This window comes from Flavobacterium sp. SH_e (assembly GCF_025717045.1).
GTDB lineage: Bacteria > Bacteroidota > Bacteroidia > Flavobacteriales > Flavobacteriaceae > Flavobacterium.
The window spans coordinates 184,583-202,703 of record NZ_JAOVZN010000001.1; the positions used below are offsets into that span (position 1 = coordinate 184,583).

Annotated in this window: 15 protein-coding genes and 1 tRNA gene; 12 read left to right on the top strand and 4 right to left on the bottom strand. The window is 32.7% G+C overall.

The window, feature by feature from the left end; translation table 11 throughout:
• Positions 1-13: 13 nt before the first annotated feature.
• From OD917_RS00820 to OD917_RS00835, 4 genes are all read left to right on the top strand, one after another.
• The gene (locus OD917_RS00820; RefSeq protein WP_129745617.1) at positions 14-595 is read left to right on the top strand and encodes a TIGR00730 family Rossman fold protein; all 582 of its coding nucleotides are present in this window, start codon (positions 14-16) and stop codon (positions 593-595) included.
• 124 nt (positions 596-719) lie between these two features.
• Positions 720-1,187: an SRPBCC family protein gene (locus OD917_RS00825; RefSeq protein ID WP_263521654.1), complete on the top strand. Its 468-nt coding sequence runs from the start codon at positions 720-722 to the stop codon at positions 1,185-1,187.
• A gap of 233 nt (positions 1,188-1,420) precedes the next feature.
• Positions 1,421-1,789, top strand: a complete 369-nt coding sequence (locus tag OD917_RS00830; protein ID WP_263521655.1) for an iron chaperone — start codon at positions 1,421-1,423, stop codon at positions 1,787-1,789.
• A gap of 8 nt (positions 1,790-1,797) precedes the next feature.
• Entirely contained in the window at positions 1,798-2,481 is a 684-nt protein-coding gene (locus OD917_RS00835; protein ID WP_263521656.1) for a 2'-5' RNA ligase family protein, read from the top strand.
• Positions 2,482-2,581: 100 nt separating this feature from the next.
• Here the strand turns inward: OD917_RS00835 and OD917_RS00840 are convergent, their stop codons facing one another.
• Genes OD917_RS00840 through OD917_RS00850 form a run of 3 tightly spaced genes read right to left on the bottom strand, consistent with a single transcriptional unit; the run spans position 2,582 to position 5,558 of the window.
• Positions 2,582-2,944 (bottom strand): glyoxalase, encoded by a 363-nt coding sequence (locus OD917_RS00840; RefSeq protein WP_263521657.1) that lies wholly within the window; start codon positions 2,942-2,944, stop codon positions 2,582-2,584.
• Positions 2,945-2,948: 4 nt separating this feature from the next.
• Positions 2,949-3,398: a hypothetical protein gene (locus tag OD917_RS00845; RefSeq protein ID WP_263521658.1), complete on the bottom strand. Its 450-nt coding sequence runs from the start codon at positions 3,396-3,398 to the stop codon at positions 2,949-2,951.
• A 12-nt stretch (positions 3,399-3,410) separates the two neighbouring features.
• A complete protein-coding gene (locus OD917_RS00850) occupies positions 3,411-5,558 on the bottom strand; it encodes a cation:proton antiporter (protein WP_263521659.1) in 2,148 nt (715 codons plus the stop codon).
• A gap of 293 nt (positions 5,559-5,851) precedes the next feature.
• Between OD917_RS00850 and OD917_RS00855 the strand changes: the two genes are divergently transcribed.
• The 8 genes from OD917_RS00855 to OD917_RS00890 all read left to right on the top strand — a co-directional run bounded on the left by OD917_RS00855 (position 5,852) and on the right by OD917_RS00890 (position 17,847).
• Positions 5,852-7,279 (top strand): L-serine ammonia-lyase, encoded by a 1,428-nt coding sequence (locus OD917_RS00855; protein WP_263521660.1) that lies wholly within the window; start codon positions 5,852-5,854, stop codon positions 7,277-7,279.
• A gap of 121 nt (positions 7,280-7,400) precedes the next feature.
• Positions 7,401-8,594 (top strand): SH3 domain-containing protein, encoded by a 1,194-nt coding sequence (locus OD917_RS00860; protein WP_263521661.1) that lies wholly within the window; start codon positions 7,401-7,403, stop codon positions 8,592-8,594.
• A 51-nt stretch (positions 8,595-8,645) separates the two neighbouring features.
• Positions 8,646-9,464: a 3-methyl-2-oxobutanoate hydroxymethyltransferase gene (panB, locus tag OD917_RS00865; RefSeq protein ID WP_263521662.1), complete on the top strand. Its 819-nt coding sequence runs from the start codon at positions 8,646-8,648 to the stop codon at positions 9,462-9,464.
• Between the two features lie 179 nt (positions 9,465-9,643).
• Positions 9,644-10,333: an RluA family pseudouridine synthase gene (locus OD917_RS00870; RefSeq protein WP_263521663.1), complete on the top strand. Its 690-nt coding sequence runs from the start codon at positions 9,644-9,646 to the stop codon at positions 10,331-10,333.
• Positions 10,334-10,409: 76 nt separating this feature from the next.
• Complete coding sequence (locus OD917_RS00875) at positions 10,410-11,738, top strand: aldehyde dehydrogenase (protein WP_263521664.1); 1,329 nt, start codon at positions 10,410-10,412, stop codon at positions 11,736-11,738.
• Between the two features lie 120 nt (positions 11,739-11,858).
• A complete protein-coding gene (locus tag OD917_RS00880) occupies positions 11,859-12,656 on the top strand; it encodes a hypothetical protein (protein WP_263521666.1) in 798 nt (265 codons plus the stop codon).
• Positions 12,657-12,745: 89 nt separating this feature from the next.
• Positions 12,746-16,798: a PAS domain S-box protein gene (locus OD917_RS00885; RefSeq protein ID WP_263521667.1), complete on the top strand. Its 4,053-nt coding sequence runs from the start codon at positions 12,746-12,748 to the stop codon at positions 16,796-16,798.
• A gap of 194 nt (positions 16,799-16,992) precedes the next feature.
• Positions 16,993-17,847 (top strand): neutral zinc metallopeptidase, encoded by an 855-nt coding sequence (locus OD917_RS00890; RefSeq protein ID WP_263521668.1) that lies wholly within the window; start codon positions 16,993-16,995, stop codon positions 17,845-17,847.
• Positions 17,848-18,046: 199 nt separating this feature from the next.
• Here the strand turns inward: OD917_RS00890 and OD917_RS00895 are convergent.
• Positions 18,047-18,120, bottom strand: a tRNA-His gene (locus OD917_RS00895).
• Between the last annotated feature and the right edge of the window lies 1 nt (position 18,121).

The following is an 18,121-nucleotide window of genomic DNA, read 5'->3' on the forward strand; positions in this document are numbered from 1 at the left end:
AAAAAATAAAACAATGAAAAGAATAACAGTATTCTGTGCTTCAAGTTTTGGTACAGAAAAAATTTACGAAGAACAAGCGGGTCTAGTTGGAAAAACTTTAGCTGAGCAAAATATAGAATTAGTTTACGGCGGTGCAAATGTAGGTTTAATGGGCGCTGTTGCAGACGGAGCTTTAAATGCTGGAGGAAAAGTAATTGGCGTTCTTCCAAACTTTCTGAGATCAAAAGAAATTGCGCATTTAGGTTTAACCGAATTGATTTTGGTAGAAAGTATGCACGAAAGAAAAACTAAAATGAATGAATTATGTGATGGCGTAATTGCGTTACCAGGAAGTTTTGGAACTTTAGAAGAACTTTTTGAAATGCTGACTTGGGAACAATTGGGTCTACATAAGAAACCTATTGCAATTCTTAACATAAACGGCTTTTACGATTCTTTAATCCAACTAACTAAAATTATGGTTGAAAAAGGTTTCTTAAAAAGTGAATACCAACAAATGTTAATCGTTGGTGAAACTATTGAAGATCTTCTGTATAAAATGAAAAACTATATCGCGCCAACTGTTGTAAAATGGATTAATAAAGAAGAGTTGTAAATTCTGAATTATAAATTCAAAATCATTCGTTATGAATTGAAAATGAAGAGTTAGAAGTAAAAAATTTAGAGTTATATTTACATTTCCTTCTAACTTTAACAAACAACTTCTAACCTCAAAAAAAATGAAAACAGAAAACAACAAATTTGCAAAGGCCGAAATGCTGATTAGAAAACCTGTTTCAGAAGTTTTCAAGGCTTTTATTGATCCGCAGATAACTAGTAATTTCTGGTTTACAAAAGGATCAGGAAAATTAGAAGAAAATCAGAAAACGGAATGGACTTGGGAAATGTATGGTTTTTCGCTTTCTGTTAAAACGGTTGTTTTGCAGGAAAATAAAAAGATTGTGATCGAATGGGGAAATCCAGACGAAATTACTCTTGTCGAATGGATTTTTAGTCCATTAAACGAAAATGAAACTTTTGTGAGTATTACTAATTCTGGTTTTCATGGTGATACAGATAAAATAATCGATCAGGTTCGAAATTCAACCGAAGGTTTTACTTTGGTTCTGGCCGGAGCAAAAGCTTATTTAGAACATAATTTACGATTGAATTTAGTTTTAGATCGCTTTCCTAAAGGACTTGCTTAGTGGTGATTTTAACTGCGGAAAAAGCGTATTATTTTGTAGCGAAGAGCTCGCAAAGATTTTACGCAAAGATCACAAAGTTTTTTGAAAATCATTAAAAATGGAACGTTCACAAAGCTTTGCTTATAATTAAAATATCTCATCGAACTCTGCGTAAAATCTTTGCGAGCTCTGCGTTTCAAAACATTAACCGCAAAGAAAGACAACCTGAAACTTTAAACGAAAAACTAAAAGTTATGGAAGTAAAAAAAACCGAAAATATAGACGAATACATTGGCGGATTTCCGAATGATGTTCAGGAGATTTTAGAGAAAGTTCGAATGACAATTCAGAAAGCGGCGCCAGATTCTAAGGAAAAAATCAGTTATTCGATGCCGGCTTTTGAACAAAATGGAATTGTAGTTTATTTTGCTGCTTTTAAAAACCATATCGGACTTTATGCTCTGCCTTCTGGACATGAAGCTTTTGCTGAAAGACTTTCAAAATACAAATCCGGAAAAGGTTCTGTTCAATTTCCTTTAAAAGACCCAATGCCTTACGATTTGATTGCTGAAATTGTCAAATTTAGAGTTAAAGAAAATCTGGAAAAAGCAAAAAAGAAATAAATATACAAATGAATTTAACCGAACATTACAACCAACTTTATAAAACTTCTTCTGAAGCGATTTCGACAGGAAAATATGCTATAGATACTGAACTTAAAAACGAATCTGATTCTCGTTTTGGAATTACGCTTCTTATTCGTCCAAATGATGAAATTAAAGCTAATATTCAAACTTTCATTAACGAATTAAAAAAAGCAGAACCAGAGCAATATTTTTATCCAGATTCAGATATTCATATTACGGTAATATCGATTATTTCTTGTTCGGAAAATTTCACATTAAATCAAATTTCGCCAAATGAATATATCGAAATAATCTGCAGAAGTTTGGTTGATGTAGATAAAATAAAAATTCATTTTAAAGGAATAACTGCTTCTCCTTCAGCTTTAATGATTCAAGGATTTCCGAGCGATGAAACTTTAAATAATTTACGAAACAGACTTCGTGAGAATTTCAAAAATTCAGGATTACAGCAAAGTATAGATAGCCGATATACAATTTCTGCAGCACATTCTACTATCATGCGCTTTCAGGAAAAACTTCAAAATCCGAAGAAATTAATTGAAATTGCAGAAAAATTCCGTGATTATGATTTCGGTGAATTCGACGTCAAAAATTTAGAATTAGTTTACAATGATTGGTATCAGCGTAAAAATACAACGAAAGTTTTGGGAGATTTTGGTTTGAGATGATTTTTTTGCTTGCCACTAATTTCACAAATTTCCACTAATTTTATTGAAGTGAATAAAAAAATAATTCGTGAAAATTCGTTGCGAAAAGAGAATCTAAGCTTTATTTGAATTTCCCAAAATGCCATAAAACTCCTGACGGATCGTGCAGAAAACATTCGCTTCCCCAATCCAAATATTTTATCGGAGTTAATTTTACTCCTTCATATTTTTGAGGAAGATTTAAAGCTAAAAGTTCGCTGTAATAAAGTTCAACATTTTCAACTTCGACAAAAATCATGGTATTTTCGATCCAGTTTTTATCGTAATAATCTTGAAGATAAAAAGCGATTTCTTCTGTTTTAAATACAGACATTTTTGCTTCCAAAACGGTTTCTTCAAATCCTAAATCTCTGTAAAAACTTCTCGAAACTTCGAAATTTTTAGAACCAATAAAAGGTCTAATTGATTTTATATTCTTTTCCATTTTACTATAAATTGATGTCGTTATAATAAATTAAAAACCATTTGTTGTTTATCAGTTTAAATTGTCTTTCTACTTCAAAACCACTGTTCGGAATCCAAAATTTTTCTGTGACCAAAGTATCTGTTTTTACTAAAGAATGCTCATATTCTCCTATTTCAGTTTTCTCAGCAACTGAAACAGCCTGAAACTGCCAATTCTTCCTCGTCCAATTGTATTGTTCAAAACCAGAAACGTGTTTTCCTTCAATAGGAAAATCAACTCTCGAAACTTGAAAAAGAGAATCAGAATGAAACTTTTTATTGAATTCATCAAAGTTTTCGGCTATTTCTTTTTTCTTCGATGCAATACTGTTTTTCGTTTGAGAATCTGGCTTTGATTCTTCTATTTTATTTTTATTACAACTTAGAAAAAAGATGCAAAAAGCAGAAAATAAAAACGTTTTATAGCTTTTCATAAAACTAAACATTTATCCTTTCTTCAAAATACTTCCCAAACCACGTCCAATTTGTTCTATAGCTTCAATACCTTTTGCTAAAGGCGATGATGTAAAATCTTCGTAAGCGTCCATTGAACTTTCTTTACGATCATCATGCGGATAAACCAAAATCACATTGTTCTCACTAAAAGTTTTTTCGAACTTCTGTGGCAATTTATCAAAGATAGATTGATAAGAAACAGAGCCTTTTCGAGACAAATTAAAGACCACTAAATCAGTTGGTTTTATTTCTTCTGTAATAAGTTCAAAATCTTCCCAATCGGAAACATTTTTAAATCCAAATTTGCTGTTTAATTTTAAATATGAAGCTATCTGCTGAATTGCATGAAAGGTTTTTTCCTCAGCATGAATTACAACAGGCACACTTAATTCCTGAGACAAACGGCTTACTTTCTGCATTAATAAATGAAAACCAATTCCTCTTTCTGAAAATGGCGGACAGATAAATACCAGTCTTTTTTCTTCAATAAAATTCTTTTGAAACCTGCAGATAAACAAACTCTTATCGACATTATTAATAATCGAATCAACATTTTCTCCAAAGATTTTATCAATAAATCCAGTCTTTCTAGGCCAGCCCACAATCACAATATCTGACATGATTTCTTTTGAAGTTCTGGCAATTCCACTTGCAGGATTATGGTCGATTCTCGCAATAGTATTAATTTTCACTTCAGAAGCCGAACCTTGAATTACAAATTTATCAACTGCTTTTCTGTACTTCAAAATGTTCTTTTCAGCCTGATTGTTATTCGGAACAATCGTTAGTAAAGTAACCGGATTAGACGACTTTTTATCTTTTATCAAAAGTGCAAAATCCAACAAACTTGCTGCAGCAGAAGATTTTGCCAGGGGAATTAAAATATGTTCATCTAAAATCTGATCTTTTTCTGTGTCTTCATGTGAAATTTCTTCTTCGCAAATGGCAATTTTCTTTGCCGCTTTTTCTGTTGCAAATGAAGCTACAATACACGTAATCAGAATCAGGATAATAGTTCCGTTTAAGATATTTTCATCTAAAATTTTAGCTTTGTATCCAACCAAAATTACAGCCAAAGTTGCCGCGGCGTGCGCACTGCTCAATCCAAAAATAAGTTGCCTTTCGGTTCTGGTGTATTTAAAAACAATTTGAGTAAAAAATGCAGCAATCCATTTTCCAAATATGGCCACGACACTTAAAGTTCCTGCCACAATTAAAGCCGTTGGTCCGCTTAAAATAACGCTTACATCAACTAACATTCCCACAGAAATCAAGAAAAACGGAATAAATAACGAATTTCCGATAAACTCAATTCTATTCATCAAAGCAGAAGAATGCGGAATCAATGGATTTAATGCCAAACCTGCAACGAAAGCTCCAATAATAGGCTCCACTCCTGCCACTTCTGCCAAAAAGGCTGCAAAGAAAACTACAGAAAGTACAAAAATATAATGGGCGTGTTTTTCACTTTCTAGTTTCTTGAAAAACCATTTTGCTACGCGCGGAATAATCATAAACATTATGGCAGAAAAAATTGCCAATGAGATAAACAATTTAATCCAAAAAGCTTGATTTAAATTTCCTTGACTGCTTCCCATAATGACAGCTAGAATAATTAAAACGGCTGTATCGGTCAAAATAGTTCCACCGACAGTAATTGCAACGGCTTGATTTTTAGCAATTCCCAATTTACTTACAATCGGATATGCTACAAGCGTGTGCGTCGCAAACATACTTGCGGTTAAGAAACTGGCATTAAAATCATATTTCAATAAATAAAAACAAACTGGAAATCCGATTGAAAGCGGTAGAATAAACGTGAAAAAGCCAAATAATAAACTTTTATTTCTGTTGGCCTTAAACTCATTCATATCCAATTCTAAACCTGCAATAAACATGATATACAAAAGTCCAATTGTTGAAAACAAATCTACAGCAGAGTTTTTTGCCAGAATATTTAATCCGTGTGGACCAATGATAACTCCAGAAATAATAAGTCCGATAATTCCAGGAATATTAATCTTTTTAAGTAAAATTGGCGAAAGCAGAATTATAAAAAGTATTAAAGAAAAAATCAATACTGGATTGCTTAGTGGTAATTCGAATTCTTGTAATAGATGTCTGAAAAATTCTATCATAGGGTAATTTTATCTTCTTGTGGTATTAATATTTGTAAAAAGACATTTCAGAATTAAAACAAAAATCCAAGAGTATTAATATAAAGATTGCGTTTTTTTGCGCTAATCATTCTTTACAAAAATACCTAAAAAACGCGAACTTTTTACGTAAACCGCATATTAAGGATTTAAATTTATTTCGTTGCCGAATTATTAAAATTTAATATTTTTTTTAACAAATACGCAAGATTAACATTCAAATATGAATCATGATTGCATTATTCAATTATCTTTGTCTTAACAAAAAACGAACAATGGAAGAATGTATCTCAGTTTTTGATATGCTTAAAATTGGCGTTGGTCCCTCTAGCTCACATACTTTAGGACCTTGGCGCGCTGCCGAACGCTTTCTGGAAGAGTTGAAAGATGAAGCAATTTTAGATGACATTACGAGAGTAAAAGTCGATTTATACGGTTCGCTTTCTTTGACTGGAAAGGGTCACGCAACAGATCTTGCCGTAATGCTTGGATTGAGCGGACAAGATCCTGAATATATCCCAGTTGAGGATATTGCAGGAATTATTAAAAAAATCGAAACTACTAGCGAAATCAATTTGGGTAACCAAAAAGTGATTCCGTTCTTTTTTCTTCAAGACATTGTTTTCAATAAAGATTTTCTTCCTTTCCATGCAAATGGATTGAAATTTACTGCTTATAAATCTGATGATTCTGAATATGAATCTACTTTTTATTCTATCGGAGGCGGATTTGTGGTAAAAGAAGAACGCACAAATGCTAAACTGAAAGAAGTTATAAAATGTGCATTTCCTTATCCAATTCAAAATGCAGCTGAACTATTGAATTATACAGTTACGGAGAACAAATCGATTTCAGAAATTGTGTATGAAAATGAAATTTCGATGCGTCCTGAAGCAGAAGTGCATTCAGAATTAATGCGTATTTGGCACACGATGCTGGAATGCATGTACATTGGCTGTCATTCTGAAGGAATTCTTCCTGGCGGACTTCATGTTCGAAGAAGAGCTTTTGATATGCATCAAAACTTAATAGGATTATCTAATTATACCGATCCGCAAAGCTGGCTGGAAGAAATTAGAAAAACCGAAGTTAAATTTCGCCAAATCTTAAAGTGGGTTAGCTGTTTTGCACTTGCCGTGAACGAAGTAAATGCATCTTTAGGCCGTGTTGTTACTGCTCCAACCAATGGAAGTTCTGGTGTAATTCCTGCCGTTTTAATGTATTATATGGTGATTGAAAACCACAATGCAGGCGAAAAAGAAATCAAGCAATTTTTGATGGTTGCGGGCGAAATTGGAAGTATCTTCAAAAAAGGTTCTACTATTTCTGCAGCAATGGGCGGATGTCAGGCAGAAATTGGCGTTTCGTCTTCAATGGCCGCTGCAGCTTTATGCGAATTAATGGGCGGAACTCCTGCTCAAGTTTTAATGGCTGCCGAAATTGCGATGGAACATCATTTAGGTTTAACTTGCGATCCAATTGGTGGTTTGGTTCAGATTCCGTGTATCGAAAGAAATACTATGGGAGCCATTAAAGCAATAAACGCGGCTGAATTGGCTTTAGAAACAGATTCTAAAAATGCTAAAGTTCCGTTAGACAAAGTGATCAACACTATGTGGGAAACAGCAAAAGATATGAACTCAAAATACAAAGAAACCTCAGAAGGCGGACTTGCAATTGCTGTAAATATGGCAGATTGTTAAATATTTGTTTGCCACAGATTAAAAAGAATTAAAATGATTTTTTTACACAGATTTGGCAGATTAAAATAAAAAATCTGTATAAATCCTTTTAATCTGTGGCTAAAAAAACAACATCACTTTCATGAAAAAACTTTCCTTTTTACTTTTTTTCTGCTCAGTTCTACTACATTCTCAAGAACGTTATTTTCTAAATTCAGACACAAGGCTTTATATTTCACCAAATTCATCTGCTGATTTCTTAGGCTATTTTAAATATGGCGCAGAAGTTCGATTATTGTCTGAAAATCAAAACGGCTGGTACAAAATACAAGCTGATAATTTGAACGAAGGATATGTTCAAGAGAAATTTGTAGCCAAAAGTTTGAATGCAAAAGATGTGAAAACTAAAGATTCTAAAAATCCAATTATTGAAGGCGGTGATGCTTATTATGGCGGAAATCATCTTTTTATTCTCGCAGCCGGATTGAAAGCGAGAGCTTTACCTGATAAAAATTCAAAAATTAGAGAAATCCAATTTACTGGAGATCCTGTTGCTGTAAATTATATTCCTTTAAATCCAAATGAATGGGTAAATATCAACGGTAGTTTTACAGAAGAATATGCAAAATATACACTAAGAAAATTTCTTGGTCCAAGACCTAACTTTGATGCTTTACTAAAAGATTTTGATAAACTAGACACAAACAATCTAACTGAACGAAAAACAGTAAGTGAGCGAATTGTAGAATTAGCCTGGAACAGCGATTATTCTTCGTTAATTCCTGCTTATCAGCGATATTATGAAGTTGTCAAACAAATCAACGACCCAAAATTAATTACTGAAACCGAATTGAATATGGCTATAGCTAAAGGCTTAGCCAATCATAAATTACCAGAACAGATTATTGCATTTTCACAGAAATCATATTATTCTTTAAAAGATTTTAAAACAAAATCAGTTACTATTTCACAGACTGATCTGATTAAGATAATGGGAAATCCAACCAAGAAAAATCAAATTTCAGACGAATGCGGAATATATTTAAGTGATTTATTTTACTACTATCCAGACTTGGAAGTTTCTGTGGATGAAAAACAAAATAAAGGCGAAATCATTAAAGTCTTTATTAATGAAAACAATAAATTCATTCTAAACTCAAACGCAATTTTAGATCATACGCTGTCTGAAAAAGCTTTCATAGAAAAATATGGAACGTATATCGAAGCTTCTCTAAAATCACCTCATAATTACACTATAGTAATGGAAGACAGTCAGTTTCATTTAGAATTTAAGAACGGAAAAATATATTCTGTCGAAATATTCTATTATTGCTGATTCCCATTTTACAATTATTCAATACTTTTACAATATCAAAAAAACAATAAAATGTCAGTAGCAAAAAAAGATTATAAAAGAATCACAACAAAGTCATTAATTGAAATGAAAAGCAACGGAGAAAAAATCTCTATGCTTACTGCGTATGATTATACAATGGCGAAAATTGTCGACACTGCGGGTGTTGATGTAATTTTAGTTGGTGATTCGGCATCAAACGTAATGGCTGGTCACGAAACGACTCTTCCAATTACTTTAGATCAAATGATCTATCATGCTTCGTCTGTAGTTCGTGCTGTCGAAAGAGCTTTGGTTGTGGTTGACTTGCCTTTTGGAAGTTACCAATCTGACCCTAAAGAAGCTTTGCGTTCTTCTATCAGAATCATGAAAGAAAGCGGTGGACACGCAGTAAAACTAGAAGGCGGAAAAGAAATTAAAGAATCAATCAAAAAAATATTACATGCTGGAATTCCAGTTATGGGACATTTAGGTTTAACGCCTCAATCTATCTACAAATTTGGAACTTACAGTGTTCGTGCAAAAGAAGAAGAAGAAGCTGAAAAATTGATCGAAGATGCTCAAATGCTTGAAAAAGTAGGATGTTTTGCAGTGGTTTTAGAAAAAATTCCTGCAGCTCTTGCTAAAAAAGTAGCAGATAGCATTTCTATTCCAGTAATCGGAATTGGTGCTGGCGGAGGTGTTGACGGTCAAGTTTTAGTAATTCACGATATGTTAGGAATGAATAACGAATTTAGTCCGCGTTTCTTACGTCGTTACTTAAATCTTTACGAAGAAATGACAAAAGCTATTGGACAATATGCTGCAGATGTTAAGTCTAGTGATTTCCCTAACGAAAAAGAACAATATTAATTTTTGAGGTTCTAAGTTGCTAAGACTCTAAGGCACTAAGTTTTCTTTTAGTTTCAAAGTGGCAAAGCGACAGAGGTTCAAAGGTTTTACAATTCAATTGCCTCCAGCTTTAGCTGGAGGTTTATTTTTAAGACATATTATAGGCTTTAGCCAAATTTCATCAAACTAATTGATTGACTTTGAAAATACTATCTGATAAAAATAATTTGCAAATTCTTCACGAAGACAATCACATTATTGTGGTTAACAAACGTGTGGGCGATATTGTACAAGGAGATAAAACAGGTGACAAACCTCTTTCTGATATTGTGAAAGAATACATTAAAGAAAAGTACAATAAACCTGGAGATGTTTTTTTAGGCGTAATTCATCGTTTGGATCGACCTACAACTGGAATTGTGGTTTTTGCCCGAACTAGCAAAGCTTTATCTCGAATGAATGAGTTGTTTAGTAATCGTGAAACTAAAAAAACGTATTGGGCTGTTGTAAAAAATAAACCAAAAGAAGCAAAAGCTAAATTGGTTCATTACTTAAAAAGAAACGAAAAAAATAATACTTCAAAAGCAAATTTAAAAGAAGTTCCAGATAGCAAATTAGCGAGTTTGGATTATACTATAATTAAAGAACTTCAAAATTATACGGCGTTGGAAATCAATTTACATACAGGGCGTCATCATCAAATTCGTGCTCAGCTAACTGCAATTGGATCACCAATTAAAGGTGATTTAAAATACGGCGCAGACCGAAGCAATCCAGATGGCGGAATTCATCTTCATGCTAGAAAACTAACTTTTGTACATCCTGTTTCAAAAGAAAACATTACAATTATTGCCCCTACTCCAGACGATCCTATTTGGAATGCTGTATGATTTTTATGATTTAATTGTTAATTTTTTAAATTTTATCGATTAACTTGCATGGAGTAAAAAACAAGCTAATCGAAAAATGGACTTTAAAAGCGACATCGGATATCGAAAAGAAACTCTAAAAAAGTTATTGTATAATATTCAGAAAAGCGAAGATTTGATTGTAAAAGCTTTGTACGATGACTTTAAAAAACCAGAGTTTGAAGCTGTTTTAACCGAAACAAATTACGTTATTTCGGAACTTAAAGATGTTATTAAAAACATCAATAAATGGACGAAGCCAAAACGTGTTTTCCCATCGATTCTTAATTTTCCTTCTTCCGATTATATTCATAAAGAGCCTTACGGCGATGTCTTAATTATTGCTCCTTGGAACTATCCTTTTCAACTTGCTTTATGTCCGCTTGTTGCTGCCGTTGCTGCTGGAAACCGAGTGGTTTTAAAACCGTCTGAACTTACTCCGCACACATCGGCGATAATTGCTAAAATCATAGAAAAAACTTTTCACATCAATCATGTAGAAGTATTTGAAGGTGGTGTAGAAGTCTCTAATAAATTATTGGAAAAACGCTGGGATTACATCTTTTTCACCGGAAGTGTCGCTGTCGGCAAAATCGTTGCTAAAGCCGCAGCCGAAAATTTAACTCCCGTAACTTTAGAATTAGGCGGAAAAAATCCATGCATTGTTGATGAAACCGCCAATTTAAAACTGGCTGCTAAACGTATTGTCTGGGGAAAGTTTATCAACGCAGGCCAAACTTGCATTGCACCAGATTATATTCTGATTCAGAAAAACATGAAGGTTAATTTTATTTCTTATTTAATAGAAGAAATCATAAAAGCCTACGGAAAAAAGATAGACAAATCGCCTGATTTTGCGAGAATTATAAATACAAAAAATTGGTATCGATTAACCAATATGATTCAAAATGAGCATATTATATTTGGAGGAGAAAGTGATGCCAATAAACTTTATATTGCTCCAACTCTTCTTGAAGAGCCTGATTTGGATAGCGCTGTTATGAAAGAAGAAATTTTTGGACCGATCCTGCCAATTCTAGTTTATGAAAACGAAAATGACATAGAAAAGGTCGTAAGCCGTTATGAGAAACCTCTTTCATTTTACATTTTTAGCGAAAATAATTCATTTGCCAAGAAATTAATTTCAAAATACTCTTTTGGAGGTGGGTGTATCAACGATACAGTTGTTCATTTTTCTAATAATAGACTGCCTTTTGGCGGTGTTGGACACAGCGGAATCGGCGCTTATCACGGTAAACGCAGCTTCGATACTTTTTCTCATCACAAACCAATTGTAAAAAAAGGAAATTGGCTTGATTTACCTATGCGTTATGCGCCATACAAAGACAAATTAGCTTCGATAAAACGAATTTTAGACTGGCTTTAAATCAGTTAAAAACATTTCGCAATGTTTTATAGATTTTGATACGGAATTGATTAAAAATATTATATTTACGTCAAGATACTTATCAAATATTACAAGTCTATAAAACAACTTTACGCAAAAATGAAATCGACACTTAACCAAATTGAGGAGATCAAAAAAAATGGCTATTCCCTTGATTTTGCTACTGTTTTTAATCATGCCTTCGAAAACTATAAAAAAATAGCGCTTTATTCTGGACTCATTATCTTAGTCTTTTCTATTATTGCTTGTATCGCTATTATTGGAGTAGCGGTCGCTTTTTATGGTGTTCAGGTTATGACTAAAGATTTTATTGAGAACTTCGAAAATCAACAATTTACTGCAATTGAACTTGTAATTCAAACCGTTTCTGTTTCTGTACTTGCAGGAATCACGGCTCCATTTGGCGCAGGTTTTTTGAAAATGGCAGATTCTGCAGATAAAGATGTTGAATTTAATGTTTCAACTATTTTTACTTATTATACATCTCCTTATTTTGGACAGATTTTCGTTGCGGCTTTTATTCCTGCCCTTTTAGGAACAGCGCTTGCCAATTTGATTGAGAGTTTAAACATTGTATTTGTAGGGAATGTAATTTCTTTTATGGTTTCTTATTTCATGTTTTTATCAATTCCTTTGATCGTTTTCGGAAACCTGAGAGCTATCGATGCTATAAAATCAAGTATTATTATTGTTACTAAAAATCCGCTTAACATATTTGCATTTTTTATCATAGGTTTTATTGGCTCTATGGTAGGTTTTATTGCCTGCTGTGTAGGAGTTATTTTTACTGTTGTATTCAATAGTTCTATGATTTATGCAACTTATTTTGCGATTTTTGGAACAGAATCAGAAGATGAAGATTCAATTGATTCAATTGGAAAATACAATGTAGATTAAAATAGAAAATTCTTAATTTCAGAGAACCTAACCACTTCTTTTAAGAATTTTCAAAAAGCTATTTACTAAACCAACATACCCCAAATTCTATGGCCGCAGACTATAGTTTTTTCAAATCGGTTATTTCGGGAATTTCCTATTCTGGAAACGCCTTTGAATCAATCATGACTGGTTGGTATGTGTTTAATTCGGACATTATTTTTTATAATAATTCTAAACTTATTGTATTAGGATTATCGCTCTTTGCATTTCTTTCGCTGTTAGTTTATCAGTTTTTTAGAATTAAAGCTAAAATTGGTTATTTCATCGAAAAAAAGAAAGAACAAGATACCATAAGCAGAGAATATCAGCTGTATATTTTATTTTTTGGAATTGCAGTAATTCTGATTGAAATCATCAACGAAATCTTCAAAATTAGGCCTAAAAGTCTTTTAGTTCTAAATGTTTCTATTGGTATATCTGTACTTATTATTTATGCAATTACCGATAAAGTAAAGTGGCTCCGAGATCATATTCAGCAGATTTTTATTTTCTGTTTTTTCATTTACATGAGCTATGTCGCCTACAATATTGTAGCCCTAGCCAGTGATGTTGTCCCGATTATTGTTTTTCTAATTTCTTTTTTCTTTTCGTACAGCATACTTAAACCAATCAAAATATATTGGTTCTTTGTTGCTCTAACTTTTACTTTTTTAATTGTTACGGTAGCTTTTCAGCTCATTCCCATAAAATCTTCGATTTTACTAATAAATTTCTGTATTCTTATTTTCATTATAAATCAGGTAAAATATGCCGTTTTATTAAATAATCGTGACAATTTTAGGTTTGCAAGCGAAATTGTTCATAAAGGAAATTCATTAACAATTGCATCCAATCAAAAAGGAGAAATACTGTTTTGCAGCGAAACCATAATTCCTATCTTAGGTTATCAGCCCGAACAAGTTATGGGATTAAAATTCTGGGAATTAACTCAAGATTCTGAATTTGCAAAAAAATTAAATCCTGTCAAAAATCATGAAAACAAACTTTACATTAGAAAATTAAAAACTGTAAATGGTGATTACAAATACATTCAATGGAAAGACAAAAAATTTTCAGAGGATTTAATTATTAGCATCGGGCAAGATGTTACAGAGCAAATTCTTGTTCAGGATCAATACAAAAATCTAATTCAAACGGCAACCGATATTATTTTCGAAATTGATGCTGAAGGCCATTTTACTTTCATAAACGAATTTGGAATTGCAATTCTTGGTTACGAAGAAAATGAAATTATCAAAAAACATTACTCCAATTTTATTCACGAACATCACATCAAAAGTGCTAGAGATTTTTACAAAAATCTTGTGGTGAATGAGAACAATTATCCAGTAATTGAAATTCCTATTTTAAAGAAAAACGGAGAAGAAATATGGATTTCACAAAAGACTATTGTTCGTAAAAACGATTCAGGCTTAACGGCTGGATTCTCTGGAATTGCAAGGGACATTACTGAAAAAAAGAATATTGAAAACGAGAAAAAAAGACGTCTCAAAAAAATCGAAGCTTATAATAATTCGACAAAAAAATTATCAACTACCGATTTCAGCAGATACGACAAGCTTAATACTGTAATTGATTTAATTCTTAAAGAAGCATCTACAATTAGTCATGCCAATCGCGTAAGTTTCTGGAAATATCACAGAGATTTAATTACCTGTAAAAATCTTTTTAGCCTTGATAATCAAAGCTTAAGCGATAAAAACATTTTAAACAAAGAATCTTATCCTATTTATTTTGAAACGTTAAGCAACAAAGCCATTATCAATGCTCCAGACGTATTCAATAAATTAGAAACATCTGAATTTCAAAGACTTTACTTTACAAAAAACAATATTAAGTCAATGCTAGATGTTCCTATTTTCTTGAGCGGGCAATTGGCTGGAGTAGTTTGTTTTGAAAGTACCGAGCAAAAACGCGAATGGGACAATGAAGACATCAATTATGCGAGAACTATTTCTGATGTGATTTCACTTGCAATTTCATCTCAAATGCGTTTGGAAGCAGAAAGAAAATTAGAATTTAAAAGTCAGCTTTTATCTGCACTTTCTTCTTGTACCGAAAAATTCCTGTTGAGCAAAACGACGCATCAAATGTTTCAAGAAACGTACAATATCATCGGAAAAGCTGCAAAAGTGGATCATATGTATTATTATGAAAAAGACCCAATTTATAATACGGTCAGTCAAAAATACAAATGGTCTCGTGAAGGTGTTGTTCATCAAATCACGCCGCTGAGACATATGACCGAAGAAAATTTAAAGGAAATTTACGAAGCGGCATCACAGAAAAAAATCTTAAATACATTAACTAAAAATTTAAAAGAAGGCTTTTTTAAAACACTTTTGATTGACAATGAAATAAAATCAATTCTAATTTTACCGCTTTACATCAACGATATTTTTACTGGTTTTATTGGTTTTGATGATTGTACGAAAGAGAAAAAATGGTCTGAAGATGAAATCAATATTTTTCAGGTATTAGCTAATAACATTTCTTCTGCCTTAGAAAGAAATCGAAATGAGAGCAAAATATTAGAAAGTGAAGAAAAATTCAAATTAATCGCAAACAATATTCCTGGAACGGTTTATTTGTCCAAATTTGATGCTTTTTCAACTAAAATCTTCTTAAATGACGAAGTTTTAAATCTAACTGGATATTCGAAATCTGAATTTATCGAAAATAATCTCTCTTTTCTTTCGTTAATTCATCCTGATGACAAAGAAGAAGTCATCAATAACCAGATTGATAATTTACAAAAAGGAATGCCTTTGCATAATGTATATCGCATTAGACGCAAATCCGGCGAGTTCATTTGGATAGAAGAATTTGGAGACGTAATTAAGAGAGATGATGAAATCGAATTTGTCGGCGGAATTTACTTTGATATCACAAACAAAAAAGAAATTGAAGACGCCATAAAAGCTAAGCAATTGGCCGAAGCTGCCAACAAATCAAAATCTGATTTCTTGGCAAATATGTCTCACGAAATCAGAACTCCACTCAACGGAATTATAGGCTTCACGCATTTGCTTATGAAAACCGATTTAGAAGAGATTCAGGAAAAATATATGACGACTATTAATCAATCGGCCCATTCGCTGCTTGAAATTATAAATGACATCTTGGATTTCTCTAAAATTGAAGCTGGAAAACTAGAACTCTTTATTGATCTTTATGATATTAAAAAAATTCTTGCACAGGTCTTCGACTTAATTGTTTACGAATCCAATCAAAAGAAATTAAGTCTCGAACTAAATATTGATCCTGACGTACCTAAATATATTTGGACAGATATTGTGCGACTTAAACAAATTTTGATCAATCTGCTTTCAAATGCAGTCAAATTTACAAGCGAAGGTTCAATTAAATTAAATGTTTCAGTTTTAGAAAAGAAGAAAAATAATAATTGCTTAATTCGATTTGCAGTAATAGATACTGGAATTGGTATTTTAGAAAAAAATCAAAAGAAAATTTTCAAAGCGTTTTCTCAGGAAGATAGTTCAACAACAAGAAAATTTGGAGGTACAGGTTTAGGTTTAACTATTTCAAATCAGCTACTCGCTTTAATGGAAAGCCGTTTGCAACTTGAAAGTAAAATCGACGAAGGAAGTACTTTTTTCTTTGATTTAAATTTAAAAACCAGTCACCAAAGCATTAACGACAAATACAATGCTGAACTTAAAAGTTTAAATATCGAACTGGATTCTGAAGACTTAGAACCAAATGAAAACAATATTACATTTTTGATTGTGGAAGACAACAAAGTAAATATGCTTCTTCTTAAAACAATTATTAAAAACCTTTATAATAATGCTTTCATATACGAGTGCGAAAACGGATATGAAGCGATCCAACAATTCGAACAAATCAATCCAACGATTGTTTTCATGGACATTCAAATGCCTATTATGAATGGTTACGAAACCGCAAAAGCAATTAGAAACACTAGAAAAGGTCGAGATATTCCAATTATTGCTGTTACCGCTGGCGCAGAAAAAGATGAAAGAAACAAATGTATTTCTGCTGGAATGGATGATTATATTTCGAAACCAATCATGAAAGGAACAGTAGAAGAAGCTTTAATTAAATGGCTTGGATGATTTTTTTATTAGTTTTCAGTCACAGTCTCAGTTAGCAGTTTGAACTAAACTTCACTGGTATTGCGACTGAGACTGAAAACTGCGACTATATCACAATCTTTTTAAAAACTTAAATGTTCCAATTGCAAAATTTATCATAAAAAATCTATAAATTCGTATATCATTTTAGATAATAAGTTTAAAAACAATTCAATATGAAATGGCAAGGCAGAAGACAAAGTGATAATGTCGAAGATCGCAGATCAATTTCTGGCGGTGGTAAAGCACTCGTTGGCGGTGGTGTTATTGGTATTATTATCTTACTGCTTAATGTTTTTGGTGGAGAAACTGGTCAGCAAATCGCCCCAATTCTAGAACAAATGCAAGGCGGACAAGGTCAGCAAACCGAAGCTGCGGCTCCATTAAGCAAGGAAGACGAAGAAATGGGAAATTTTGTGAGAGTTGTCTTGGCTGATAATGAAGACATCTGGAGTAAAATTTTTGCCGAAAATGGCATGACATATGAAAAACCTAAATTAGTTCTTTTTAAAGGTGCTGTGCAAACTGCCTGCGGAGGCGCATCATCTGCTTCTGGTCCGTTTTATTGTCCAGGCGATCGAAAAGTCTATATGGATTTAGATTTCTTTGAAGAACTGAAAACTAAATTTGGTGCAAAAGGAGGCGATTTTGCCATTGCGTATGTAATTGCACATGAAATTGGACATCATATTCAGACTTTGTTAGGAACCTCTTCTAAAATGCGTCAAATGCAGCAAGGAAAAAGTGATGCCGAAGCGAATAAATTATCTGTAGCATTAGAGCTACAAGCCGATTTTTATGCTGGGGTTTGGGCACATTACAATCAAACTAATTTAGATACTGGAGACATCGAAGAAGCGTTAAGCGCTGCAAATGCAGTTGGAGACGATGCCATTCAAAGTAAAATGCAAGGCCATGTTGTTCCAGATTCTTTCACTCACGGAACATCAGAACAAAGAATGTATTGGTTTAATAAAGGTTTTAAAACCGGCGATATTAAGCAAGGCACTACATTTGAAGAAATTCGATAATACACAAACCAAATATAATAACCATTAGAAAAGCCCGACTTTGCAGTTGGGCTTTTTTTTATGAAATTCAATTAAAAAAAATTCCAAATTCCAAGTTGATATACTTTGGAATTTGGAATTTCAAAAAATTGGAATTTTACTTTTTTGTTTTCCTCAGAAAACAAAAAAAGCCTTGAATTTCTTCAAGGCTTTCTATCTGGGTGGCTGACCGGGTTCGAACCGGCGACCCGCGGCACCACAAACCGCTACTCTAACCAGCTGAGCTACAACCACC